The sequence below is a fragment of the Pseudomonas caricapapayae genome (assembly GCF_001400735.1).
GTDB classification, from domain to species: domain Bacteria; phylum Pseudomonadota; class Gammaproteobacteria; order Pseudomonadales; family Pseudomonadaceae; genus Aquipseudomonas; species Aquipseudomonas caricapapayae.
Genome location: NZ_LJPW01000146.1, coordinates 92992 through 116734, shown reverse-complemented (window position 1 = coordinate 116734; position 23743 = coordinate 92992). Strand labels below are relative to the sequence as shown.

The window sequence follows — 23743 nt, the reverse complement described above, 5'->3', positions numbered from 1 at the left end:
GTTACATGGCAGGCGCAAAAGAGATTCGCAGCAAGATTGCGAGCATCAAAAGCACGCAAAAGATCACCAGCGCCATGGAAAAAGTGGCGGTCAGCAAAATGCGCAAGGCTCAAATGCGCATGGCTGCTAGCCGTCCTTACGCGGAGCGCATTCGTCAGGTGATTGGTCATCTGGCAAACGCCAACCCGGAGTACCGCCACCCGTTCATGATCGAACGCCCTGTTAAGCGCGTCGGTTATGTCGTAGTGAGCGGTGACCGTGGTCTGTGTGGTGGCTTGAATACCAACCTGTTCAAGACTCTGGTCAAGGACATGGCGGTGAACCGTGAAAACGGTGTAGAGATCGATCTGTGCGTGGTCGGCAGCAAAGGTGCGGCATTTTTCCGCAACTTCGGCGGTAACGTCGTCGCTGCGATCAGCCACCTGGGCGAAGAGCCGTCGATCAACGACTTGATCGGCAGCGTCAAGGTGATGCTGGATGCTTACCTGGATGGCCGTATTGATCGCCTGTCCGTGGTATCCAACAAGTTCATCAATACCATGACCCAGCAACCCACTGTGGAGCAATTGATTCCACTGGTGGCAACCCCGGATCAAGGGCTCAAGCACCACTGGGACTATCTCTACGAACCCGATGCCAAAGAGCTGCTAGACGGCCTTATGGTTCGCTACGTGGAATCGCAGGTGTACCAGGCGGTGGTCGAGAACAACGCAGCTGAACAAGCAGCGCGGATGATCGCGATGAAGAACGCCACAGACAACGCCGGTGATTTGATCAGCGATTTGCAGCTGATCTACAACAAGGCGCGTCAGGCAGCGATCACCCAAGAGATCTCGGAAATCGTCGGCGGCGCTGCCGCGGTTTAACGGTTCAAATATTAGAGGAACCAGCTAATGAGTAGCGGACGTATCGTTCAAATCATCGGCGCCGTGATCGACGTGGAATTCCCACGCGATAGCGTACCGAGCATCTACAACGCGCTGGAAGTTCAAAGCGCGGCAGGAACCACTCTGGAAGTTCAGCAGCAGCTGGGCGACGGCGTGGTTCGTACCATTGCGATGGGCTCCACCGAGGGTCTGAAGCGTGGTCTGGAAGTAACAGACTCTGGCGCAGCCATTTCCGTACCGGTCGGTAAAGCGACTCTGGGCCGGATCATGGACGTGCTGGGCAACCCGATCGACGAAGCGGGTCCGATTGCCACCGAAGAGCGCTGGGGCATTCACCGTCCTGCACCGTCCTTCGCTGAGCAGGCAGGCGGCAACGACCTTCTGGAAACCGGCATCAAGGTTATCGACCTGGTCTGCCCGTTTGCCAAGGGTGGTAAAGTCGGTCTGTTCGGTGGTGCCGGTGTCGGCAAGACCGTAAACATGATGGAACTGATCCGTAACATCGCCATCGAGCACAGCGGTTATTCCGTGTTCGCCGGTGTGGGTGAGCGTACTCGTGAGGGTAACGACTTCTACCACGAGATGAAGGACTCCAACGTTCTGGACAAAGTGGCACTGGTTTACGGTCAGATGAACGAGCCGCCGGGTAACCGTCTGCGCGTAGCACTGACCGGCCTGACCATGGCCGAGAAGTTCCGTGACGAAGGTAACGACGTTCTGCTGTTCGTCGACAACATCTATCGTTACACCCTGGCCGGTACTGAAGTATCCGCACTGCTGGGCCGTATGCCTTCCGCAGTAGGTTACCAGCCGACCCTGGCTGAAGAGATGGGCACTCTGCAAGAGCGCATCACTTCCACCAAGAATGGTTCGATCACCTCGATCCAGGCCGTATACGTACCCGCGGACGACTTGACTGACCCGTCGCCAGCGACCACGTTTGCCCACCTGGACGCCACCGTCGTACTGTCCCGTGACATCGCATCCCTGGGTATCTACCCGGCGGTAGATCCACTGGACTCGACATCGCGCCAGCTGGACCCGAACGTCATTGGCCAGGAACACTACGACACCGCTCGCGGCGTTCAGTACGTGTTGCAGCGCTACAAAGAGCTGAAAGACATCATCGCGATTCTGGGTATGGACGAGCTGTCGGAGACCGACAAGCAGTTGGTTAACCGTGCTCGTAAGATCCAGCGCTTCCTGTCCCAGCCTTTCTTCGTGGCAGAAGTCTTCACCGGTGCTTCGGGTAAATACGTTTCCCTGAAAGACACCATTGCTGGCTTCAAAGGCATCCTCAACGGTGACTACGACCACCTGCCAGAACAAGCGTTCTACATGGTCGGCGGCATCGAAGAAGCGATCGAGAAAGCCAAGAAACTGTAATCCCGGCGCCTGGCAACGGGCGCTATTAGGTTGAGGCAAGCAAATGGCTATGACAGTCCATTGCGACATCGTCAGCGCGGAAGGGGAAATCTTCTCCGGTCTGGTCGAGATGGTGATTGCGCACGGCAACCTGGGTGATATCGGTATCGCTCCAGGCCACGCGCCGCTGATCACTGATCTGAAGCCGGGCCCGATCCGCTTGATCAAGCAGGGTGGGGAAGCCGAGGTGTTCTACATCTCCGGTGGTTTCCTTGAGGTTCAGCCGAACATGGTCAAGGTGCTTGCCGATACTGTGCAACGTGCTGCCGACCTGGATGAAGCTTCTGCTCAGGCAGCCGTACTGGCTGCCGAGAAGGCCCTGAACGAGAAGGGCGCAGATTTCGACTACGGATCTGCAACTGCTCGTCTGGCCGAGGCTGCAGCTCAGCTGCGCACCGTTCAGCAAATTCGCAAGAAGTTCGGCGGCTAACCCCGCTGGATTCGATGCGATTGAGAAAAAGCGTAGCCTCGGCTACCCTTTTTCTTTTTTTCAGATTTCCTCTTTCAGGTCAGCCCGTCTTCGGCCCGGTTGCCGCTCAGTTGGTAGTCCTATCATGTCTCTCGATATCGTTATTCTCGCTGCTGGCCAAGGTACCCGGATGCGCTCGGCCCTGCCCAAGGTCCTGCACCCGGTGGCGGGCAATTCCATGCTCGGTCATGTTATCCACAGCGCACGTCAGTTATCCCCAAGTGGAATACATGTGGTGATCGGCCACGGCGCGGATGCTGTACGTGAACAGCTGGCGGCAGATGATCTGAATTTCGTGATGCAGGACAAGCAACTCGGCACAGGTCATGCCGTTGCTCAGGCGCTGCCGGCGCTGACGGCCGAAACCGTGTTGATTCTTTATGGCGATGTACCGCTGATCGAAGTGGATACGCTTGCGCGCCTGCTCAAACTCGTCACCCCGCAGCAGCTGGGTCTGTTGACCGTTACGCTGGATGACCCTACAGGCTACGGCCGTATCGTTCGCGATGAGCAGAATCGTGTCTGCGCCATTGTCGAGCACAAGGACGCCAGCGATGTGCAGAAAGCTATCACCGAAGGCAATACCGGAATTCTTGCGGTGCCCGCCAGACATCTTGCTGACTGGCTGGGGCGGCTCTCCAACAACAATGCCCAGGGCGAGTATTACCTGACTGACGTCATCGCCATGGCTGTCAATGACGGACTGGTCGTCGCGACAGAGCAGCCCCACGACGCTATGGAAGTACAGGGTGCCAATGATCGCAGACAGCTCTCCGAGCTGGAGCGTCATTACCAGTTGCGCGAAGCTCGTCGCCTGATGGCAGGTGGTGTGACCCTGCGCGACCCTGCGCGATTCGATGTACGCGGCGACGTCAGCGTCGGGCGGGATGTGCTGATCGACATCAACGTCATCCTCGAAGGCAAGGTAGTGATCGAAGACGATGTGGTGATCGGTCCTAACTGCGTGATCAAGGACAGCACGTTGCGCAAGGGTGTCGTTGTCAAAGCCAACAGCCACATCGAAGGCGCAATACTGGGTGAGGGCAGCGATGCCGGTCCGTTCGCACGTTTGCGACCAGGCAGCGTGCTGGGGGCCAAGGCGCATGTGGGTAACTTTGTGGAACTCAAGAATGCGAAGCTGGGAGAGGGTGCCAAGGTTGGCCATCTGACTTACCTGGGCGACGCCGAGGTTGGCGCACGCACCAATATCGGCGCCGGTACCATCACCTGTAATTACGATGGTGCCAACAAGCACAAGACCACGTTGGGTGCAGACGTCTTCATTGGCTCGAACAACTCTCTGGTTGCGCCTGTGGATATCTTGGACGGTGCGACGACAGCAGCGGGTTCGACCATCACGCAGAACGTGCCCGCTGAACAACTCGGCGTGGCCCGCGCCCGCCAACGTAACATCGAAGGCTGGAAGCGGCCGGTGAAAATCAGGAAAGACTGAGTTATCCACAGCCCGGAAAAAATGATGTCCTGTGGGAGCGGACTCGTCCGCGAAAGCCATCCTCCGTCCTGGAATCTTTGTGAATAGCTTTCGCGGACAAGTCCGCTCCCACGAAATGCATTCCTGTCTGGTCCAACTGGCCTATGCATACCTCTGAGAACGGAGCACTGAAACGAGAGTTACAAGATTCTCGTTCCTCATGCTCCAAGGGAGTGCCTTGCATGACGCTCTGCTTCACAATTGCTGCGCACACAAAGTAGCGGCACTGAGCCCATAAAAGCGTCCTGCCAAACCCTCGGGCATTGACCAAACCCAAAAAATAGGTTTTGATTGCCTTCGTTATCTTTCGAAACGAAACTTAGGGCCGTCATGTCGAAGCGCAATACGCCTCAACGCCGCCACAACATTCTTGCGTTGCTCAATGAGCAGGGTGAAGTCAGTGTCGATGATTTGGCCAAACGCTTTGAAACCTCCGAAGTTACGATTCGAAAGGATCTGGCTGCCCTTGAAGCCAATGGCTTGCTGCTACGCCGTTACGGGGGCGCAGTGCCGCTCCCTCACGAGCTTATAAGTGATAGCAGTCAGCCTGTTTCCCGCTACAAACAGGCCATCGCCCGCGCGGCAGTTCGCAGAATTCGCGAGCACGCCAGAATCATTGTCGACAGCGGCAGCACCACGGCTGCGTTGATCCCGGAGCTGGGCCAGCAGCCCGGTCTGGTCGTCATGACCAACTCCCTGCATGTAGCGCGAGCCCTCACCGAACTGGAGCACGAACCGGTCTTGTTGATGACCGGCGGAACGTGGGATCCGCACTCGGAGTCTTTTCAGGGACAGGTCGCGGAGCAAGTACTGCGCTCCTACGACTTTGATCAGCTGTTTATCGGTGCCGACGGCATCGATCTGATTCGTGGTACCACCACCTTCAACGAGCTGCTGGGCTTGAGCCGGGTCATGGCGGAAGTCGCCCGGGAAGTCGTCGTCATGGTCGAAGCCGACAAGGTAGGCCGCAAGATACCCAATCTGGAGCTGCCTTGGAGCAGTATCCATACCCTTATTACTGATGATCGCCTGTCCAGCGAGGCCCGCGATCAGATACAAGCCCGCGGCATCAATCTGATTTGTGCCGCTGTCAGCTAGGAGAGAACCATGTGTGGAATCGTCGGCGCCGTTGCTGAACGTAATATCACGGCCATTTTGCTCGAAGGTCTCAAACGCCTTGAATACCGCGGCTATGACAGCGCAGGCGTGGCCGTTTTCACCAACGAAGGCATTCTTGAGCGCCGTCGTCGCTCCGGCAAGGTCAGTGAACTGGAACAGGCACTGACAGGCGAGCCGCTGACGGGTCGTCTGGGTATTGCCCACACCCGTTGGGCCACCCACGGTGCGCCGTGTGAACGCAACGCTCATCCACACTTCTCGGCTAACACGCTGGCAGTTGTCCACAACGGCATCATCGAGAACCATGAAGCGCTGCGTGAACAGCTCAAAGGCCTGGGTTATGTGTTCGCATCCGAGACCGACACTGAGGTCATTGTTCACCTGCTGCACCACAAGCTCAAGGACACGCCTGATCTGGCAATTGCCCTGAAGGCTGCGGTGAAAGAGCTCCACGGTGCCTATGGTCTTGCTGTGATCAATGCCGCGCAACCGGACCGCCTGTTGGCCGCCCGTAGCGGCAGCCCGCTGGTGATCGGCATGGGTCTGGGTGAAAACTTCCTGGCTTCGGATCAACTGGCACTGCGCCAGGTCACCGACCGTTTCATGTACCTGGAAGAAGGCGATATTGCCGAGATCCGTCGCGACAGCGTGCAGATCTGGAATGTCGACGGCGTGGCGGTCGAGCGTGAAGTGGTGCAATACCACGAAGGTGCCGAAGCCGCTGACAAAGGCGAATATCGTCACTTCATGCTCAAGGAAATCCACGAGCAACCCAAGGTTGTGCAGCGCACGCTCGAAGGTCGTTTAGGACAGCAGCAAGTGCTGGTCCACGCATTTGGTCCACAGGCTGCCGAACTGTTCGGCAAAGTACGCAACGTGCAGATCGTTGCCTGCGGCACCAGTTACCACGCAGGCATGGTCGCGCGTTATTGGCTTGAAGGTCTGGCCGGCATTCCTTGTCAGGTGGAAGTGGCCAGCGAGTTCCGCTATCGCAAGGTCGTGGTTCAGCCAGACACCCTGTTCGTGTCGATCTCGCAATCCGGTGAAACCGCCGACACCCTGGCAGCACTGCGCAACGCCAAAGAACTGGGCTTTCTTGCCAGCCTGGCGATCTGCAACGTCGGCATCAGCTCACTGGTACGCGAATCCGATCTGACCCTGCTGACTCAGGCCGGTCCGGAAATCGGCGTGGCATCGACAAAAGCCTTCACCACTCAACTGGTTGCCTTGCTGCTGCTGACCCTATCGCTCGGCCAGGTCAAAGGCTCATTGGAGGAGGGTGTCGAAGCGCAATTGGTCGAAGAACTGCGTCGCCTGCCTACCCGTTTGGGCGAAGCCCTGGCAATGGACGGCACCATCGAAAAAGTCGCCGAGCTGTTCGCAGAGAAGCACCACACCCTGTTTCTGGGCCGCGGCGCGCAATTCCCGGTAGCAATGGAAGGCGCACTGAAGCTCAAAGAGATCTCCTACATCCACGCCGAAGCCTACCCGGCAGGCGAACTCAAACATGGCCCGCTGGCGCTGGTGGATGCCGACATGCCGGTAGTCACCGTCGCACCGAACAACGAACTGCTGGAAAAACTCAAATCAAACCTGCAGGAAGTACGCGCACGCGGTGGCGAGCTGATCGTCTTCGCGGATGAGCTGGCCGGCCTCAAGAACGGTGAAGGCACCCATGTCATCGCCATGCCGCACATCATCGATGCCCTTGCACCAATCCTCTATACCATTCCGTTGCAGCTGCTTTCGTATTATGTGGCGGTGTTGAAAGGGACCGATGTTGATCAGCCAAGGAATCTGGCGAAGTCGGTGACGGTGGAGTGAGTTATCCACAGGGGCGGGCTATAGGTGATCTTTGGGAATTAAAATGTTGGCATGTGAATTAAAACTGTCGCAGATTTCCATAAAAATTCGCCCCATAGCTTATGCGGTTCTTTTTGGTTCCAGCCGCAAACAGTCGATCAGCAAGGCTGCTGAGTGCTACTTCGGCTAGTGCGACATGCAGTCGGCGCTGCTTTTTAGATCCGGGCTAGCGCCGTTGAAGCGTTCGGTCATGAACCGGTAGTGTGCTTCGGGACCTTGCCAAGCCAGCAGGTACTTCCCGAGCACACCTGGGCTATGCCCATAATACCGAGCTGCCCGTGTCACCTACGTAGGGAGGCCGCCGAAAACATCACGGACCGCGAACTTTGCCTATAGGCCTTTCGCTTATCCACGCTCTCCCATTAACCCATTCAATTTCCCATACGTAAAACCCGCAAGCGCTTGCGTATCCAACTGCCCGCGCTCAATGAAAGAGCGGGCCAGCCCTTCCATCGCTCCGTACAGGAACTCCGCAATACTGGAACCGGCACTCAGGCGTCTCACCCCTAAGCGCTCCAGCTCGTCGGGTGCCGACAGCCCGTCGCGGGCAAGTAGATTCACCGGTAGCGTGGAGGTGTTGCACAATATGGAAATCTCGGCAGGCGTGACCATACCGGCGGCGAACAGGCCGTTGGCTCCTGCTTGTGCATAAAGCGCTGCACGCCGGATGATTTCATCCAGACGCTGGACGGTGGGCACCAGGCTTTTCAGATAGACATCACTGCGCGCATTGATGAAAAGATTAATGCCATGCTTGTTTGCGACTTCTCGGGCAACTTCGATTTTGCGCACAAGTACCTCAGGTGGTGCGGTACCGTCTTCGATGTTGATACCCACGGCACCTGCGGCGACGACCGCTTCGACAACACTGGCGACATGTTGGAGATCGTCGGAGTAACCGGCCTCAATGTCTACGGTCAGGGGGACGCGCAGTATTCGGGTTATAGATTCAACGCTGGCTGCCAGCCGCGTAAGGGGAAGCTGGTTGCCATCGGCGTAACCGTGCGTCCACGCCATGCCCGCACTGCTGGTGGCGATTGCGGTGGCACCCAACGACTCCACGACTTTTGCGCCGCCTGCATCGCTGACATTGGCCAGTATCAAAAGACCATTCTTGTGTAACTCATGAAAAACATCGTCCAGTGGTTTCATCACACTATCCTTCCTGAAAGTTGCCATCTATTGACCTTGGCAGGCAAGCGACTGGAAATAGAAAGCCTGCCTTCTTACGGAGTAGCTGCATTGTGGCGTCAAGCCTCCACGGTAGAAGACCACCCCAATATGCGCTTGGCTTTCTCGTTGCTGACGGTCTGGCTGTCCTGAGTGATATTGAAAATACCACTTTGCTCCTTTTGCAACGCCAGCAATGCTGCGCGCGCAGCGGCTTGTACGTGCACTGGGCTGGTGCCGGTCGGCTCGTCAGTGCCAGTGTCGGGTCCGTATAACTGGCCATACCGCAAGACGGTGCCGTTCAATGCTGGCGCGCTCAGCACTTGCTGTTCCAAGGCTGCGACACCCCCCACGCTGATGCCACGGCTGCCTTGTGCCTCCACGTCCAGCAGACAGGTTTCCAGATAAGGGGTGTCACCTGGGCGATAGGCCCAGGCGATGCTTTGAGCTATCAGGCGTGTAGCGCCAGCGGCCCGAGCGGCGGCTATTAGATTACGCGTTCCTTCTGTACGGATACGTGCGTTGCTCTCGATCGCTTTTGCCATCAATTCGGGACTCAGGCCACGAGGCAGATCTGTCAGCTGATGAATAACAGCCCATGGCTGTATGCGGACCAACTCTTCGTTTAAACGCTCGGCGTCATAGACATCTACCACCACTGCCTTGGCACCTGTGGCCTCAATGTCCTTCACTTTTTCGACGCGACGGGTAGCGCCATACACGCTGTAGTCCGCAGCCACCAGGAGCTTGAGCAGGGCTTTGCCGATTACGCCGGATGCGCCGGCCACAAAAACTTTACGCGACATTGCACTCATCTCCTTGAGGTCTCATTGGGACGGAAGCAGGCCTGTGGCCAAGGCTTCGCTCAAGCATCTTAGCCGCTGCGCTTGAATCCTCTGGTGGTGTTTCTGAAACACCTCGCTAAAAACGCCGACCCCGCTTCATCATGAAAATAAAAAACACCCCGCCCAGTAACGCCGTCGCAATCCCTATCGGCAGATCCTCTGGCGCAATCAGCGTACGGGAGATGACATCCACCCAGATCATCAACAAGGCACCCAGCAACGTAGCGACGGGCAGCAGGCGTCGATGCTCCGAGCCCACCAGACGTCTGGCGATGTGCGGCACCATCAGGCCGACAAACCCTATGGAGCCGCACAAGGCGACCAGCACGCCGGTCATCAGTGAGGCAATCAGAAAAACCAGCAGACGCACATTGCGTACTTGCAGGCCAAGGCTGGTGGCGGTCTGATCGCCGCCCATCAAGGCGTTCAACGAGCGGCCCAGCCCCTGGAGCAGAATCCAGCCCGACGAAACCGTAATCAAGGGCACTACAAGCAAGTCCCAGCGGGCAAGCCCAAGCCCGCCGAGCATCCAGAACAGCACTGAGGAACTGGCGCGGTGGTCGCCCAGAAACAACGACAGGTTGGCGATCGCCATCATCACAAAGGACACCGCGACTCCGCCGAGCAGCAGGCGCTGGCTGTCCAGGCGGTCTTTGTCGCTCGCCAGCCACAGCACCAGGCACAGACTGACCAGCGAGCCGGCAAAGGCGGCCAGCGGCAACGTCAGCATGCCAGCGACTTCTCCTACGTGCATGACCACGATAACCGCGCCCAGCGTCGCACCCGAGGTTGCCCCCAACAGGTGTGGGTCGGCCAGAGGATTACGGGTCGCTGCCTGCAGGACGCTGCCAATCAGCGCCAGACCCGCACCGGCCAGCACGCCCAGCAATACCCGTGGCGTGCGTATCAGCCAGACGATGGTTTCCTGTCCTGCTGTCCAGAGGTGCGGGGCATCGCTGGCACCGAACAGCTTGGACATCAGGATATCCATCACCTGGCTCAATGGCACCGGTGCCGCGCCGAAGGTGATGCACATAAGACATGACATCAGCAGCACGAGTGTCAGCGTGATCAGCAAAGCCGTGTAACGGCCAGGCCGCTCGGTCAGCCACTGGGCGAGGGTCATCGCTTCATGTCATGAAATGCCGCTGCAAGCGTCTCGATGGCCGTGACGTTATCGAGCCCCGGCGTAACCGCTACGTAAGGCAGCACGACATAGCGTCGGTTGCGGATTGCGTCGATGGATTGCAGCGCCGGATGGCTTTCAAGAAAGTGCTCTTTCTGCGCAGCGCTGATTTCGCCGTAGTCGACGATCACGATAACCTCCGGGTTGCTTTGCACGACCGACTCCCAGTTGACGTGCGTCCAGCTGGCGGCGACATCACCCATGACGTTAAGGCCACCAGCGGCGCTGATCAGTGCCTGAGGTATGGCCAGACGCCCGGCGGTCATGGGTCGGTCTTCACCGCTGTCGTACAGAAAAACCCTGGGCGGCGCTTTGCCTGCCACATTTTCCTGAACCTCGCTCACGCTGCGGCGCATCTGCGCAACCAGCATTTCAGCCCGGGTCTGCACGTTGAATATCCGGCCCAGATTCAGCAGGTCGTTATAGACATCCTCCAGCGTTGCTTCGGCGCGAGGCATTATCTGCGCGCAGGATTCGGTCAGTTCATAAGCCTGGATACCCAACGGTGCCAGACTCTGCGGCGTGACGTCGCCACCTACCCGCATGCCATAGTTCCACCCGGCAAAATAGAAGTCGGCGTTGGTATTGAGCAGTGTTTCCAGCGACGGGTACTTGCTGGCCAGCTCGGGCAGATTGCCCAGGTCGTGCAACAAACCCTGATCAGGTTTATTCCAGCCAGTGATGCCGCTGTAGCCGACCATGTGCGACTGCAAACCCAGGGCAACCATCATTTTGGTGAGGCTCACATCGTTGCTGACGGCACGCTGGGGCGCAGCAGTGAAGGTTACCGACCGGTCGCAGCTTTGCACGGTGACGGGGTAGGCGGCGTGCGCCATCGGGCTGCATAACAACGTGACCAAAGTCAGACGGGCGTACAGGCAGTTCATTTCACGGTATCCAGGTAACGCGCGGGTAGTCGCGCAGAGGATGGCTATCGACCAGCGCTTTGGCGCCGAACACGTTGAGCAGCATTTCCGGGGTCAGTACCTCTTGTGGCGTGCCTTGAGCGATCAGCCGGCCATGATGGATGACGCACAGGCGGTCACAGAATGCCGCGGCAAGGTTGAGGTCATGGATACTCGCCAGCGTCGCCACGCCAAGTTGTTTGACCAGCGCCAGCAGTTCCAGCTGATGGCGCGGGTCCAGGTGATTGGTCGGCTCGTCCAGCACCATCAACCGAGGCTCTTGCACCAGAGCGCGCGCCAGCAGGCAACGCTGTTTCTCGCCGCCGGAGAGCGTGTCGAAACGATGCTGTTCATAGCCTGTCAGCCCGACAGCGTTCAGAGCGTTGTGCACAATGGCACGGTCGTGGGCGCTGTCCGCCGCAAAGAATCCCTGATGAGGGGCGCGGCCCATGTTCGTCACGTCCAGTAGCGTCAGGCCGAACGCATCGGGAAATTCCTGCGCAACCACCGCAACATGCCGGGCGCACCAGCGCGGGCTGCGAGACCAGATGTCGTGAGCGCTGATTACGACCTTGCCGCTGTGCGGACGGCTGTAACGGAACGCGCAACGCAGCAGGCTGGTCTTGCCGCTGCCGTTGGGACCGATCAGGCCGACGAACTCGCCGTCAGCGATCCGCAGGTCGATATCCTTGAGGGCGAAATGTTCGTGGGCGCAGACTGACGTCTGTTCCGGGGCCCACGCGAGACGCTCCAGCGCAAGCATCAGAAACTCAGGTCCGCAGTCACGTACAGCGAGCGGGGCTCTCCCAGAATCCATTGCTGACCCTCGTTGTACTGACTCGCTGCGTACTGGCGATCAAACAGATTGCGTGCCTGCAAGCCAAGCGTGGTATTGCGCAGCGCTTTCCATGACAGGCTGGCGTCGGCCACGGTGTAGGCGGGCAGCTGGTGAGTGTTGGCGATATCGGCGTATCGGCGGTCGACATAGCGCAGCCCGCCGCCGATCTGCACAGAACTGCCAAGCTGTTTATCGAGCCACAGGTTGGCTGTGCGCCTTGGCACATCGACGGGCGTATTGCCGTCACGCGAGACGGCTATGCCCGATACGCTCTGATCAAATTGATCATAACGGGCACGCACGATGGCCGCATTGGCTGTCAGGGCCCAGTCCTGCGGCAGTTGCAGCTTCATGCTGGCCTCAAGCCCGTCGGAAGACTGCTGCCCCACCTGTTGGGTGAGGTCAGGATTGCCGGCGTCAGTGGTCAGCAGCTTCTTCTTGACGATGTGGTAAGCCGCCAGCGTCCATTCCAGGCGCTGGTTCCACAGGGCCTGCTTGAAACCCACTTCTGACTGCCTGGCGGTGGCAAGGTCGAATTGTTGCTGGTTGGGGTTGAGCGAGACAAGACTGCCAACGCCGTCGGTGCTGGTTGAGTATTGCGCGTAGGCGGAGCTGTCCGGCGTCAGTGCGTAAACCAGTCCGACCTTCCAGTTGTTGCCGATCAGGTCTTTTTCGGTGCGGCTGTCATCGCGCAGGGCATTGCGTTCGATATCTACGTAGTCACGCCGTACGCCTGTGATCACCGAGAGTTTATCGTTCAGCCGGGTACGGTTTTCGCCGAAGACCGACAGTTGACGAGTGGTGCTTTTGAACAGCTCCGAATACGGTGATGCACTCTGAAACCGGCCCGGTTCGGGGTGTTCGATGTCTATGGGGTCTCCCGTCGGATTTACATCGTTGTAGGGCGAGTTGTTGGTCAGCTTGAAACGGATGCGGTTGACGTCCATTCCCAGCACGCTCTGGCTGTCCAGCCCGCCCAGGCTGTGTTTGAAGGTAAACGTCTGGCGATCCCCTGCCTGTTCCTGATTGTGCTTGATGCTTAAATAGCCGCTGCGCGACAGCTGCTGCGTGGCAGCGTCCCAGTTGTAGTTTTCGGCGTTCTGCCAGCGTCGCTGCGAGGTCAGGTAGTAGAGCTCGTTGGATGAAGTCACCTGATCGGCTATCTGCCAGTCTGTGGTCAGCCGTGTCCATTGATCGTCGTAATGTTGCTTGTCGTTCTCGATGTTGTAGTTCTTGTCTCGCAGCCCCTCGTGGTAGCGGCCGTTGATCATCGGCACGCCGAAGTCGTTCATCGGGCGCTGATTGCCGCCGTCGTGGGCGAGGGTGAAAGACAGGCTGTCACTGGCCTGCCAGCGCAGGCCACCACTGAAAAACGTGCTGCGCGATTCGCCGTCATCGATCCAGCCATTACTGCGCAGTTGGTTGAGGTTCAAGCGGTAACTCAACCGGTCGGTCAACGAGCCGCCACTGTCGAGCGCTGTCTGCTGGCTGTCGTAAGAGCCGTAGCCAAGGCGCAGGTGGTTTTCGATGTCCCCTTCGAAAGGCTTTTTGGGGATCACATTGACCACCGCTCCAGTGGCACCTTCGCCATAGAGTACCGAGGCCGGACCGCGCAGGACTTCAATACGGTCGATTGCCCAGGTGTCGACCGGCAGGGTGACAGTGCCCATTGCGCTGTACATGCGGCTGCCGTCATACAACTGCATCACTGATCCCTGACCTGTGAAACCACGCGCGGACAAGGCGGTGCCGCCATCACCGGGCGTCCCTATGGCCGTGATGCCGGGGCTGCGGGCAACGGCCTGCTGCACGTTTGCGTCACCGCGCCGGCGCACTTCGTTTCCATCGAGAGCGCTGGTGCTGGCCGGGGTCTGCAAGGCCGTCATCGGCAGGCGAGAACCGGCATTGCCAACGGAGTCGAGATGCTCTCCATCTTGAGGCTGGGCTGTGGCTTTTATGGTGGACGAAGCAAGCTCGACCTGCTCGGAAGCGCTCACGTAATTTGCGCCGCTGAACAGCAGGCAGAGCGTTGTAACCACAGGGCGAGGCTGGAAAAAAGGGCTGATCATGGGGACAAGGGTCGCTTTGAAGGACTGCGTTTGATAACTCGTAATTGTTATAACATAACATTTGTCAGTCGACATACGCCTTCGTCAATCTTCAAAATGTGCCTCTGTCTGCCCCCGTATCCTTTGACCAGTCAATAAATGGCCCAGCACCCTGGGGTCAGCAGCTCAACAAGATTTTCATCGGGGTCGCGGAAATAAATGCTTGATCCGCCCTTCGGCCACTCGGTTCTGCCTTCGATGGCCACTCTGGCCTCAGCAAGGCGGTCGGCCCACGGTTGCATCTGGTCGGCGTTGATGGCAAAGCACACATGAATTTGCCCTTGTGCATCATGCGGCGGTATTTCTCCCCCGCTCAGGTACTGCGTCTGCAGTGAAGCGCCGCGCTTGAACAACAGCAACGTGCTCACCCCGGCCACATTGAAGGCCACCAATGTCGGGCTTTCAAACATGACCTCCAGTTCAAGGGTGTCTGAATAGAAATCCCTGGCCTTCGCAAGGTTATCCACATAGAGCGCCGTTTCGATAATCTTGTTCAGTCGTAGCATCTGTCGTCATCCCTTGCGTTTCGCGCCAAGTCTTCTCGATCAACAGCGTTCTGTTGATCAAGGGCTTGGGGCAAGTGTTACCGGGGGGCTGGCAGACTGACCAATGCTTGGTTCTTATGTGCGCTATAAGCCTGAACTATCGAAGGGATGACAGCCGCTCGTGCAGGGGTTTCAGGCCCGTCGTGTCACTACCAGCTCTACTGCGGCAATACGGTCCACATCCTCGTAGCCCTCTTCAAGCAGCTCTTCGCCGAACACATCCGGGTCCAGCTCGCGGTAGGTCCATGCCAGCGCTACATGATCGATATCGTCACGCACAGCTTCGAAAAACGGGTCATGCTCACCCACCATAGCCACGCCGGTGTAGAGCACCAGCGAGCCGCCCTGGGCAAGGCGATCCAGTGCCTCACGCACGATGCGTACTGACAGGTCTGCGCCCAATGCATCGCCGCCATGGCGGTAAGCCCGGCGTTTGGCGTCCTTCATGTAGGGCGGGTTGGCGACAATAAGGTCGAAGTTACCGGCCAGGCCCGAGAGGATATCGCTGTGGCAGCACTCCATGTTTTCCAGCCCGGCTATCATGGCGTTGGTCTGAGCGAAATGCAGGGCCTTGGGGTTGATGTCGACCGCGTGAACCTGCGCCTGCGGACGTGCAACTGCAACCAGCATGGCACCAGCGCCGGTACCGCAGCCGATATCGACCGCGCGGTTGATCGGCTGCGAAGTACTTTGCAAATGGCGATGGATGGAGTGCGCAAAGCGGTAGGTGTCCGGGCCGAAAAATACCGAGTCTTCATCGGCAGTTGGAAACGCGGAGTGCACCAGCAGCAAGTCATCCAGGCTGGAAAATCTGACCCGGCTCTTCAAGCCGTCTTCGCTGCGTTGAAGAATACCGGCTTCCAGCAAGCCTTGCGCCTCGGCCACCGGCAGCATGGATTCCGGTATCGAACGGCTCCAGCCGAATACGTCTCTTAGCGACGCAGCGACACGGTTTTCCGGACGTTGATTGACATGCTTATGAGTCAACGGAGTGGGTGTGACAAACCGATACCCACTGGTCTTGAGGCGCTGTGCCAGCGCGATCAGCGCGGCGCTGTCCGGCAGTGAGTTATTCATACGCAAGCTCCCGTCACTCGCTCGGCCATGCTGCTGACAAACAGGCGAGTCGCGTGCAGTCCGGCGGCGGTGGCATGCCTTGCTGGCGACATGCTTTCGATCAGCGTGGACATCTTCTCGGACGCCGCCGCCGATTCGAGTTTCATGTGCAGTTCGCGTACATCCGGATCAGCGTCGGCCGATGCGGCCGTGGCCAAAGCCGGCGAAGGCTGAGCGCTGCCTTGCAGGTTGCGAAAGCGGGAGCGGAATGCTTCCGGAAGCCGCTTGCCGACAGTTGGCTGAGCGCTGCCATCGGACAGCCAGTCGCCGGCGATCCAGTCATGCATGAGCTGCTTTTCGTAGCCATTGAACACGCCGAACATGGGAGCGCCGACGCCTTCGAACAGCTTCCAGAAACGGCTGTGCAGGGGATCTTCATGACGTTTGATCCAGCCCCGGTTTTGCAGCACGGCAAGAAATTCCGGGATCTGGTCGGGTTCGGCCAGCCACTCGTTGACCGTCTTGCCATCGAGACGGCAGTAGTCGGAATGCATGTGCTGGCCGAAGGTGCGTTTGCGCTCGAGCATGGCGATCACTTCCTGCTCAAGATCGAACGACTGGATCACCTGGGTAGAGCCCATGCCCAGCTCGTTCAGCCTGTAGCCATTGGCGACACGGCGATAGAACTCGTCGCGTTCCTGACCTACAGGCAGCAGCTCCAGAACGCTCTGCGCAGCCTTGCGCGCATGGCCGGTACTGGCGTTGTCGATCGTGACATGCAGTGTGAAGTAATAAGGGTCGATACCCAGCTCATTCAGCTCGAACGAGGTGATGAGCAAATGCAGCGGCAACTGCTCGTACCCCAGGTTGTAACCAATGACCTCGGGAAGGTAGTGCTCGCTCAGTTGCCCCAGCGACAACTGAATGGCACCTTGTAGGTAAGCGTCATCAGTGAGCGGGGCGCTGGTATCGCAGTCCAGATCCGCCAGCAACTTGCGGTACAGAGAGACATGATTCTGTGCCTGTTCGCCGTCGCCCAGTTCCTCAAGGTAAGTACGAATCAGGCCGTGAAAACGGTAGTCCGCCCAGTGCGGCAGCAAGCCATACAACCACGCACCGTCGACCAGCTTGGTTGGCGCGACCTGCTGAATGAAATACATGGCCTGCGCCTTGGTCCTGAAAAACCGTCTCGGTTGCCCGTTACGACGTTGTTCAAGGTAGAGCGCATACTGATCGGCCACGACCCCTACATTCTGTTCCATCCAGTGTTCAAGCGTTTCAGGCTGAGCCGGAAGGTCGCAGTTTTCCCGCTCGGCCTGAGCCAGGCAGTGATTCAGAAACATGGCCGCATCGTGTTGATGTTCTGGAGCACGTTCACTCATCCATGATTGATAGACGGTTTTTGAACAGGCTTCTTCAACCACGGTTTTGACGACGGCAGTGCCGGTCATCACTTGAAGAGACGTCATGAAAATCGTACCTCGGCAGTTGAACATCACGATTGACGCGGTCATTCGAGACTTTCTGTTTTTCTATGCAACGTAGATAAGTGAGTGTCGCGGTACGGGGAAATTCAGCGTATTTTTCCGAGGACCGATAGGTGGCGATTATGGTTATTCCATGAGCGCTGATGCCGGGTGGAAAAAATGTATCCTCGTTCGGTACGCACATCAGGAACAGGCGATCATGGACAACTCACATCAGGTAAAGAATCTTGTCTGGCAAACCAGCCAAGTGTCTTCGACAGACCGTGAGAAGTATTTGAAGCAAGCGCCGAAAACAATCTGGCTGACCGGATTCAGCGGTTCTGGAAAGTCCACCATTGCGTTTGCACTGGAGCGCGCGCTGATGGACCTTGGCAAACTTGCGTATACCCTGGATGGCGACAACCTGCGTCAGGGTTTATGCCGGGACCTGGGTTTCTCTGCCGCCGATCGTTCGGAGAACATCAGACGTATCGCTGAAGTCGCCCGGTTGATGAATGACGCAGGGTTGGTCGTTATCTCATCATTCATTTCGCCCTATGAGGCGGACCGGGAAGCCGCCCGCGCTATCATCGGTCACGAACGTTTCATTGAGGTGTTTGTCAGCACCCCCCTGGAAACCTGCATTCAGCGTGATCCCAAAGGGCTTTATCGCCGGGCGGTGGCGGGGGAGTTGAAAGACTTCACCGGCATCAGTGCGCCTTATGAGCCGCCCGTCAATCCCGCGTTGCAGCTCGACACACGGCACCTCTCGATTGAACAGTGCCTGGCGCGGATTCTGGATGTTCTGTTGATAACAGAGGAGCCAAACGTTCGTGAATAGGCCGTTTCGGTCTTTCAATCAAAAAATCCGCTGACAGGCTTGTCTCAGGCCCGCCTGCGGATCATAGGGATTGCATCGCTGCAGTGATGATCAAGCCATCAGCGTGTCGGCAAGTTGTTGTCCAGCAATGTTCCAACCCCGAAGACTCTGGCGGCCATCACCACTTGAAAGCCACGACGTGCAAGCAGCGCCTGGGCTTCGAAAGAGCGAAGCCCGTTTACGAATACGGTGTCTGTCAACGCCGTATCGAACTCGACCGAAGACGATCGAGGTTTTCGGGAGCGAAGTTTTTTCATGATTCCATTCTCCTTGACGAGACAGTCTTGAACCCGTGTCAGGCGTCTTTGCCCTGTACGAAGCCTGAGCCCATATCCGCCCCGGTAATCGGGTTTGCGCTTGGATCGGACTGGGTCCGCTCCTTCATCATTTCCAGCACCTCGGCATCTTTGGCATCCAGCGTGACGGATGCACTGCCATCACCACCGTCGACTGCCGGTTGTGGTGATTCCACATACTTCCAGTCACCGCCCTGGTTCCACGGACCGCGTACATTGGGTTCGCCGGACATGTTGAAGTACGTGTTGGTGAATTCCGGCATGCCGGGCAATTTGCCCTGGGGGAAGTTGGGCTGGATGGCGTGCAGGGCTTTTTCGAACGACAATTGGTGAGCGATCTCCCGTGTCATCAGAAAGCCCAGCGCTTCTTTCACGCCTGGATCATCCGTGACGTTCATCAAGCGCTCATAAACGATCTTGGCTCTGGATTCCGCCGCAATATTGGAGCGGAAGTCAGCAGTGGGCTCGCCAATGGTATCGATATATGCCGCCGTGAACGGTACACCGGCAGAGTTGGTCAACGGGGCACCGGCCCCGTACAGCAGGCTGGTGATATGTGAGTCGTTGCCATTGCCGTTGATGGCGCGGTAGAGCTCGCCTTCCTTTTCAATGCCTTCAGCGAGCTGGCCTTTGGCACCTTTATTGAGCATGACGATGATCGAGCCGACTATTTCGAGGTGGCTCAGCTCTTCGGTGGCGATATCCATCAGCAGGTCCTTGCGACCTGGATCTTCTTCGCTCAACCCTTGAGTGAAATAACGTCCTGCTGCGGCCAACTCGCCTTGGGCTCCGCCGAACTGTTCGAGTAGAAGGTTGGTCAGTCCAGGGTTGGGTCGCGCTACCCGGACGGTATATTGAAGTCGCTTGTTATGAATAAACATGTCGTGTCCTCAGGCGTGGTCTCTTGGTAAGCGTCAACCCATTTGGATGGGCTTCATTCAACGCAGTCACAGGGTATGAGAGACTGAGGCAGTGCATCGTTACGACTAACTTTTTTAAAGGGGACGGGCGGCGTTAAACGTCCGGTTCAATAGAATTTTATTATTCCCTTAACCTCGCCGTGTATCGATTAAAATTAGTTAGCGCGCCTATTATCAATGGCCAGAGGCTGGCCAGTAATTACAGCGGAAAAACACTGAAAAAGTTCAGTTATAAACAAACTCTATCATTAAGCAGACCGTGGGGTTCAGGTATAAAAGCGCGCCATGATATGGCTATATGATATCATTTACATGACGGCATTAATATTTTGAATTTTTTGAAATGGCTGCGATCTGTTTTGCGAGTCGACAAAGCAGGAGCAACACAATGGCTGATGAAAAACACTACCGTATCGATTACCTGCTGCATGGCAGTTACAAGACGTTCTACATAAGAGCGGTTGTCATGGACAATAAAGAAGCCTGGCATTGGGCGTCGGTGGATGCGGGATTCGGTGCAATTCCCAAATACCGCTCCGACCCGGTCCCCAAATTGAGCAAGCCTCAGGCTGAAAAGCTCGGGTTGTCGAACGTGGAGTGGACGCAGGCTTGAAAGTCCTCGTTCACCTCAATACGGCTCTCACCGTCGTGCGTCACGATGACGCGCGACGGTGTATGCGCTGAAAATTCTGCGATCGGCAGATCGGCCGGACAGAGGTCTTTCCCCCCGAATTGGTCTGAAACCCCCTCATCTGGATCATTACTCACCACTGGCTTCATAGCCCCCCGCGTCGCTTCCGCCTGTCACTTGCCAACCCCACAACCTCACGTTCCACGTGGCCTTGCCGATAGTCCGGTGTCAGGCTATGGCCCCCATTGAACTTCTCGATGGGGCATCGCTCTGAGATGATGTCACTATGCCTTCACTTGGATGGATGAAGTCCTTCAACGTCGCATAACTGACCTTGCACCTGCCGTGATGCAAAGAAAGGAGATTTTTCAGCCGGATCGGGCACTCTAATTAAAAAGAGAACACTATGAACATCCTTTCGCCTGGTATTTACCTTACCAATCGCCTGCGGTTCCCTGCCAAGTTTGCCGTTTTAGCCATCATTATTGTCATCCCGCTGATCGTTCTGGGCCTTCGCGTCTTCAACAGCCTGAATGCGAGTATCGACACCGTTGCGCAAGAACGTATCGGTCGTGAATACCTGCATGTCATGACGCCGGTTCTGCGACTCTCCATGCTGCAACGTGCGACAACCAACCGTTTGCTCGCCGGTGATGCGTCTGCCGCTCAGGATCTGGCCAGCAATCGCACTCAGCTTGAGACTGCTCTCAATAACCTCGCGGACATGGATGCTCGCCAGGGACGTGTGCTGGAAACGGAGAATCGTGTGCAGCGTCTTCGTGAAGGCGCCCGTTCTCTGATGGAAAGCGTCAAGCCCGGCCTTTCGCAAGATGAGGTGTTTGCCCAGTGGAATGAACAGCTGGCCCAGACACTCAACTTTATCTATTACGTCTCGGCTACCTCGGGCATGGTGCTGGACGAGGATTACGCCTCACTGTTTCTGATCGACCTGAGCACCATCCGCATGCCCAGAGAAATCAACGTGGCCGGCCAGATCCGCGGTATCACGGCGGGCTTGAGTACCGGTCAGGGGCTTAGCGTACCCATGCGCGGTTCGCTCGAAAGCCTGCTGAAGATCGAGCTGCAATTTCGCGCGGAGCTGGAGCAAAGCATTCGACTGCTCAAGCGCCGTGCTCCAGAGCTTGCTGCACGCATTGGCGACCCTATCGCTACGGCAACTTCGGCAATGGACAGCTTTCGCAACGACATGTATGCGTACGTCAGGGGTACAGAGTTCTCTGCACAGCAGGGACAGGCGTTAAGTGCTCGCGGTAATGTCGTGGTAGCGGGTCTTTACAAGGCTCAGGACGAGATACAGGCTGCGCTTCAGCAGGAACTGGATGCGCGTTACGACGCGCTTCTGCTGCAACGCGAGGTCGTCATCGCCATGTGCGTAATCATGGGTTTATTGCTGCTCTATGCGTTCTTCAGTATCTACCGCGCTCTGCGCCTGACCATCGACGGCCTGCTGGGCGTCACTCGCCGCTTGGCAGAAGGTGATCTGAGCGCCCGCGTACAGGTCAGCAGCAAGGATGAAGTGGCGGATATCGCCAACGGCCTGAACCTGATGGCGGAAGCATTTGCCAGTTCCATCTCGCACATGGACCGCACTTCCTACGAGCTTTCTGATGTGGCTGCCCGGCTGGGCACATCCATCGGCCTGGCCAAGCAGTCGATGAACGCGCAGCAAGCTGAAACCGAGCAAGTGGCGACCGCTATCAACGAGATGACCACAAGCGTGGCCGATGTGGCGCAGAACACCGAGGGCGCCGCGCTGGCTGCCGATGAAGCGAACACGGCGTCGCGTAACGGGCTGCGCATCATGCATCAGGCCCACTCGACCATTCAGGCCCTGGCGGAAGAAGTGGAGGTCAGTGCCCAGAAAGTCCAGGCGCTGGCCCTGCACAGCCAGTCGATTGGTGGCGTCATTCAGGTCATCAGTACGATTGCCGATCAGACCAACCTGCTGGCTCTTAACGCCGCGATCGAAGCGGCACGGGCGGGCGAGCAGGGACGCGGGTTTGCCGTGGTCGCTGATGAAGTGCGCACGCTGGCTTCGCGCACTCAAGCGTCGACCGAAGAAATCCGCAACATCATTCAGCAACTGCAAAGTGCTACCGATGCTGCCGTGCAGCAAATGCAGGCTGGCCAGCAAAAGGCTCAAGCGTGCATCAGTGCCGCGAGTGACGCCTCCGGCAGCCTGTCGAGTATCAGCCAGGGCGTCGAGCGTATTGTCGAGATGAATACTCAGATTGCCAGCGCTGCGGTGCAACAGCATGCGGTGTCCGAGGACATTAACCGTAATGTCATGGAGATTCGCAACAGCTCCGGGACGTTGATGCTGGGCATCGACAACAACGCGGTCACTGCCGAAGAGTTGGCACGGGTCGCTACCGACATGCGCAATGTCGTAGCGCGTTTCAAGCTGGTTGCCTGACCGGATCGGGGGGCTTGCAGCCTCCCGGTTCACCCTTCTTCAGTCAGCGCCCGGGCGCTGATTGCCTTTTTTTGATCAAGTTTTGCTCTTCTGCGGCCGATAGCTCTGGCGCGCGGGTTTGCTGTCCATAAAAACAAATCTTCAGCTCTTTCGTTGCGCACAAAAAGCATATTCAGGAGATTTTATGAACAGCAGTTTTGCGAACATCAGCGTCAACATGAAGTTGGCATTGGGCTTTGGGATCGTTCTCTTCTTCACTGCCATCCTCGCACTCGTCGGCTGGACCAGCCTCGATAAACTCATCAATCGCACTGACCGAATCGGCGATATCACTGAGCTGAGTGACAATCTCACCAACCTGCGGATCGCGCGCCTGCAATACATGCTGACTGACGGCGATGAAACCGCCGCACAAAATATGCAGAGCAAACTGGATGTCTTCAAAGCCCAGCAGCAATCACTGCTCATCAGCTTCAACAATCCGGTCAACCTGAAGCCTCTGCGTGAGCTCGCCGACGTCACTCGCAACTATGAAATGTCCTTGAACAGCATGCGTGCTGCGTACCAGGCCGGAGCCAGAGTGCGTAGCGAGATGACCACCAATGCCATGCTCGCCATGCGGGCTGTCGACTCATTGAACGATGCTGTCATGCAGATGGATCCTTCTGACCCGGCGCGTTTCGATCAAGCCCGAGTGGCGGCTACCGCCAGGCAAGACCTTATTCTGGTTCGCTACGAGGTACGGGGTTATACCGGCAATCCGAATGACAAGGCAGAGGCCGCCGCCTTCCAGCAGCTTGATGCAGCGATCAGTCATCTGGACGCACTTAAAACCACGTTTGGCGCTGCCAGTCGCGATCAGATTACCCAGTTTGAAACCGCTCTGCGCAATTACCGCAGTTCGGTCGACGCGTTCAAGGCTACCACTCAGACGGCTGCCAGCGTGCGCAAGGACCTGACCTCCCAGGGCGCCGCCATCGTCAAGCTGGGCGAAGAGCTGTACGGCATTCAGATGCAGATGGGCAAGGAAGATACCGCTCAGGCGCGTAATCTGCAGATCGGTTGCGTGTTGTTGGTCATGTTGCTGGGCATTCTTGCAGCCATCGTCATTACCCGTCAGATCACCCGACCGTTGCACGACACGCTGGCCATTGTGGAACGTATCGCCGCTGGCGACCTGACTCATACGCAGGCAGTCACCCGGC

Annotated in this window: 20 protein-coding genes and 2 pseudogenes; 11 read left to right on the top strand and 11 right to left on the bottom strand. The window is 57.5% G+C overall.

Going from position 1 to position 23743, the window contains the following annotated elements:
• The first annotated feature begins 5 nt into the window (after positions 1–5).
• From atpG to glmS, 6 genes are all read left to right on the top strand, one after another.
• Positions 6–866: a F0F1 ATP synthase subunit gamma gene (gene atpG, locus ALO80_RS21555; protein ID WP_055010454.1), complete on the top strand. Its 861-nt coding sequence runs from the start codon at positions 6–8 to the stop codon at positions 864–866.
• Between the two features lie 27 nt (positions 867–893).
• Entirely contained in the window at positions 894–2273 is a 1380-nt protein-coding gene (gene atpD, locus ALO80_RS21550; protein WP_002555982.1) for a F0F1 ATP synthase subunit beta, read from the top strand.
• 43 nt (positions 2274–2316) lie between these two features.
• Positions 2317–2742 (top strand): F0F1 ATP synthase subunit epsilon, encoded by a 426-nt coding sequence (locus tag ALO80_RS21545; RefSeq protein WP_003413751.1) that lies wholly within the window; start codon positions 2317–2319, stop codon positions 2740–2742.
• A 124-nt stretch (positions 2743–2866) separates the two neighbouring features.
• On the top strand, positions 2867–4234 hold the full coding sequence (gene glmU / locus ALO80_RS21540; RefSeq protein ID WP_054985599.1) for a bifunctional UDP-N-acetylglucosamine diphosphorylase/glucosamine-1-phosphate N-acetyltransferase GlmU: 1368 nt from the start codon (positions 2867–2869) through the stop codon (positions 4232–4234).
• Positions 4235–4603: 369 nt separating this feature from the next.
• Positions 4604–5371, top strand: a complete 768-nt coding sequence (locus ALO80_RS21535; protein ID WP_055010453.1) for a DeoR/GlpR family DNA-binding transcription regulator — start codon at positions 4604–4606, stop codon at positions 5369–5371.
• 9 nt (positions 5372–5380) lie between these two features.
• Positions 5381–7216, top strand: a complete 1836-nt coding sequence (gene glmS, locus ALO80_RS21530; RefSeq protein WP_055010452.1) for a glutamine--fructose-6-phosphate transaminase (isomerizing) — start codon at positions 5381–5383, stop codon at positions 7214–7216.
• 384 nt (positions 7217–7600) lie between these two features.
• Here the strand turns inward: glmS and ALO80_RS21525 are convergent, their stop codons facing one another.
• The 9 genes from ALO80_RS21525 to ALO80_RS21485 form a co-directional block, all read right to left on the bottom strand.
• Positions 7601–8407: an isocitrate lyase/PEP mutase family protein gene (locus tag ALO80_RS21525; protein ID WP_055010451.1), complete on the bottom strand. Its 807-nt coding sequence runs from the start codon at positions 8405–8407 to the stop codon at positions 7601–7603.
• Between the two features lie 98 nt (positions 8408–8505).
• A complete protein-coding gene (locus tag ALO80_RS21520) occupies positions 8506–9231 on the bottom strand; it encodes an NAD-dependent epimerase/dehydratase family protein (RefSeq protein WP_055010450.1) in 726 nt (241 codons plus the stop codon).
• 115 nt (positions 9232–9346) lie between these two features.
• On the bottom strand, positions 9347–10396 hold the full coding sequence (locus ALO80_RS21515; protein ID WP_055010449.1) for a FecCD family ABC transporter permease: 1050 nt from the start codon (positions 10394–10396) through the stop codon (positions 9347–9349).
• A complete protein-coding gene (locus ALO80_RS21510) occupies positions 10393–11343 on the bottom strand; it encodes an ABC transporter substrate-binding protein (RefSeq protein ID WP_055010448.1) in 951 nt (316 codons plus the stop codon). The genes ALO80_RS21515 and ALO80_RS21510 overlap by 4 nt, the downstream gene beginning before the upstream one ends.
• A 1-nt stretch (position 11344) precedes the next feature.
• The gene (locus ALO80_RS21505) at positions 11345–12124 is read right to left on the bottom strand and encodes an ABC transporter ATP-binding protein (RefSeq protein WP_055010447.1); all 780 of its coding nucleotides are present in this window, start codon (positions 12122–12124) and stop codon (positions 11345–11347) included.
• Positions 12124–14268: a TonB-dependent receptor gene (locus ALO80_RS21500; RefSeq protein ID WP_235812504.1), complete on the bottom strand. Its 2145-nt coding sequence runs from the start codon at positions 14266–14268 to the stop codon at positions 12124–12126. Before ALO80_RS21500 ends, ALO80_RS21505 begins: the two co-directional genes overlap by 1 nt.
• A 131-nt stretch (positions 14269–14399) precedes the next feature.
• Positions 14400–14813 carry a VOC family protein gene (locus tag ALO80_RS21495; protein ID WP_055010446.1) on the bottom strand — a complete coding sequence of 138 codons (414 nt, stop codon included), beginning with the start codon at positions 14811–14813 and terminating at the stop codon, positions 14400–14402.
• Positions 14814–14984: 171 nt separating this feature from the next.
• Positions 14985–15929 (bottom strand): N5-glutamine methyltransferase family protein, encoded by a 945-nt coding sequence (locus ALO80_RS21490; protein WP_055010445.1) that lies wholly within the window; start codon positions 15927–15929, stop codon positions 14985–14987.
• On the bottom strand, positions 15926–17377 hold the full coding sequence (locus tag ALO80_RS21485) for an iron-containing redox enzyme family protein (protein ID WP_083493362.1): 1452 nt from the start codon (positions 17375–17377) through the stop codon (positions 15926–15928). The genes ALO80_RS21490 and ALO80_RS21485 overlap by 4 nt, the downstream gene beginning before the upstream one ends.
• A 217-nt stretch (positions 17378–17594) precedes the next feature.
• Here ALO80_RS21485 and cysC point away from each other — a divergent pair, with 217 nt between their 5' ends.
• Positions 17595–18215: an adenylyl-sulfate kinase gene (cysC, locus tag ALO80_RS21480; RefSeq protein ID WP_055010443.1), complete on the top strand. Its 621-nt coding sequence runs from the start codon at positions 17595–17597 to the stop codon at positions 18213–18215.
• A gap of 98 nt (positions 18216–18313) precedes the next feature.
• Here the strand turns inward: cysC and ALO80_RS21475 are convergent, their stop codons facing one another.
• The gene (locus ALO80_RS21475) at positions 18314–18511 is read right to left on the bottom strand and encodes a hypothetical protein (protein WP_055010442.1); all 198 of its coding nucleotides are present in this window, start codon (positions 18509–18511) and stop codon (positions 18314–18316) included.
• A 38-nt stretch (positions 18512–18549) separates the two neighbouring features.
• Positions 18550–19431 carry a manganese catalase family protein gene (locus ALO80_RS21470; protein WP_055010441.1) on the bottom strand — a complete coding sequence of 294 codons (882 nt, stop codon included), beginning with the start codon at positions 19429–19431 and terminating at the stop codon, positions 18550–18552.
• A gap of 427 nt (positions 19432–19858) precedes the next feature.
• Between ALO80_RS21470 and ALO80_RS21465 the strand changes: the two genes are divergently transcribed.
• The 4 genes and pseudogenes from ALO80_RS21465 to ALO80_RS32630 form a co-directional block, all read left to right on the top strand.
• Complete coding sequence (locus ALO80_RS21465) at positions 19859–20083, top strand: DUF6555 family protein (RefSeq protein WP_055010440.1); 225 nt, start codon at positions 19859–19861, stop codon at positions 20081–20083.
• 424 nt (positions 20084–20507) lie between these two features.
• Positions 20508–21668: pseudogene (locus ALO80_RS32640) on the top strand (HAMP domain-containing protein); the annotation flags it as partial.
• Positions 21669–22538 (top strand): methyl-accepting chemotaxis protein, encoded by an 870-nt coding sequence (locus ALO80_RS32635; RefSeq protein WP_375233306.1) that lies wholly within the window; start codon positions 21669–21671, stop codon positions 22536–22538.
• A gap of 184 nt (positions 22539–22722) precedes the next feature.
• Positions 22723–23742, top strand: a pseudogene (locus ALO80_RS32630) (methyl-accepting chemotaxis protein); the annotation flags it as partial.
• Position 23743: the final 1 nt, after the last annotated feature.

Excerpts from the sequence above, each read along its gene's own strand:
- atpG (WP_055010454.1), top strand. The coding sequence starts at position 6 with ATGGCAGGCGCAAAAGAGATTCGCAGCAAGATTGCGAGCATCAAAAGC.
- atpD (WP_002555982.1), top strand. The coding sequence starts at position 894 with ATGAGTAGCGGACGTATCGTTCAAATCATCGGCGCCGTGATCGACGTG.
- ALO80_RS21545 (WP_003413751.1), top strand. The coding sequence starts at position 2,317 with ATGGCTATGACAGTCCATTGCGACATCGTCAGCGCGGAAGGGGAAATC.
- glmU (WP_054985599.1), top strand. The coding sequence starts at position 2,867 with ATGTCTCTCGATATCGTTATTCTCGCTGCTGGCCAAGGTACCCGGATG.
- ALO80_RS21535 (WP_055010453.1), top strand. The coding sequence starts at position 4,604 with ATGTCGAAGCGCAATACGCCTCAACGCCGCCACAACATTCTTGCGTTG.
- glmS (WP_055010452.1), top strand. The coding sequence starts at position 5,381 with ATGTGTGGAATCGTCGGCGCCGTTGCTGAACGTAATATCACGGCCATT.
- ALO80_RS21525 (WP_055010451.1), bottom strand. The coding sequence starts at position 8,407 with ATGAAACCACTGGACGATGTTTTTCATGAGTTACACAAGAATGGTCTT.
- ALO80_RS21520 (WP_055010450.1), bottom strand. The coding sequence starts at position 9,231 with ATGTCGCGTAAAGTTTTTGTGGCCGGCGCATCCGGCGTAATCGGCAAA.
- ALO80_RS21515 (WP_055010449.1), bottom strand. The coding sequence starts at position 10,396 with ATGACCCTCGCCCAGTGGCTGACCGAGCGGCCTGGCCGTTACACGGCT.
- ALO80_RS21510 (WP_055010448.1), bottom strand. The coding sequence starts at position 11,343 with ATGAACTGCCTGTACGCCCGTCTGACTTTGGTCACGTTGTTATGCAGC.
- ALO80_RS21505 (WP_055010447.1), bottom strand. The coding sequence starts at position 12,124 with ATGCTTGCGCTGGAGCGTCTCGCGTGGGCCCCGGAACAGACGTCAGTC.
- ALO80_RS21500 (WP_235812504.1), bottom strand. The coding sequence starts at position 14,268 with ATGATCAGCCCTTTTTTCCAGCCTCGCCCTGTGGTTACAACGCTCTGC.
- ALO80_RS21495 (WP_055010446.1), bottom strand. The coding sequence starts at position 14,813 with ATGCTACGACTGAACAAGATTATCGAAACGGCGCTCTATGTGGATAAC.
- ALO80_RS21490 (WP_055010445.1), bottom strand. The coding sequence starts at position 15,929 with ATGAATAACTCACTGCCGGACAGCGCCGCGCTGATCGCGCTGGCACAG.
- ALO80_RS21485 (WP_083493362.1), bottom strand. The coding sequence starts at position 17,377 with ATGACGTCTCTTCAAGTGATGACCGGCACTGCCGTCGTCAAAACCGTG.
- cysC (WP_055010443.1), top strand. The coding sequence starts at position 17,595 with ATGGACAACTCACATCAGGTAAAGAATCTTGTCTGGCAAACCAGCCAA.
- ALO80_RS21475 (WP_055010442.1), bottom strand. The coding sequence starts at position 18,511 with ATGAAAAAACTTCGCTCCCGAAAACCTCGATCGTCTTCGGTCGAGTTC.
- ALO80_RS21470 (WP_055010441.1), bottom strand. The coding sequence starts at position 19,431 with ATGTTTATTCATAACAAGCGACTTCAATATACCGTCCGGGTAGCGCGA.
- ALO80_RS21465 (WP_055010440.1), top strand. The coding sequence starts at position 19,859 with ATGGCTGATGAAAAACACTACCGTATCGATTACCTGCTGCATGGCAGT.
- ALO80_RS32635 (WP_375233306.1), top strand. The coding sequence starts at position 21,669 with ATGGCGGAAGCATTTGCCAGTTCCATCTCGCACATGGACCGCACTTCC.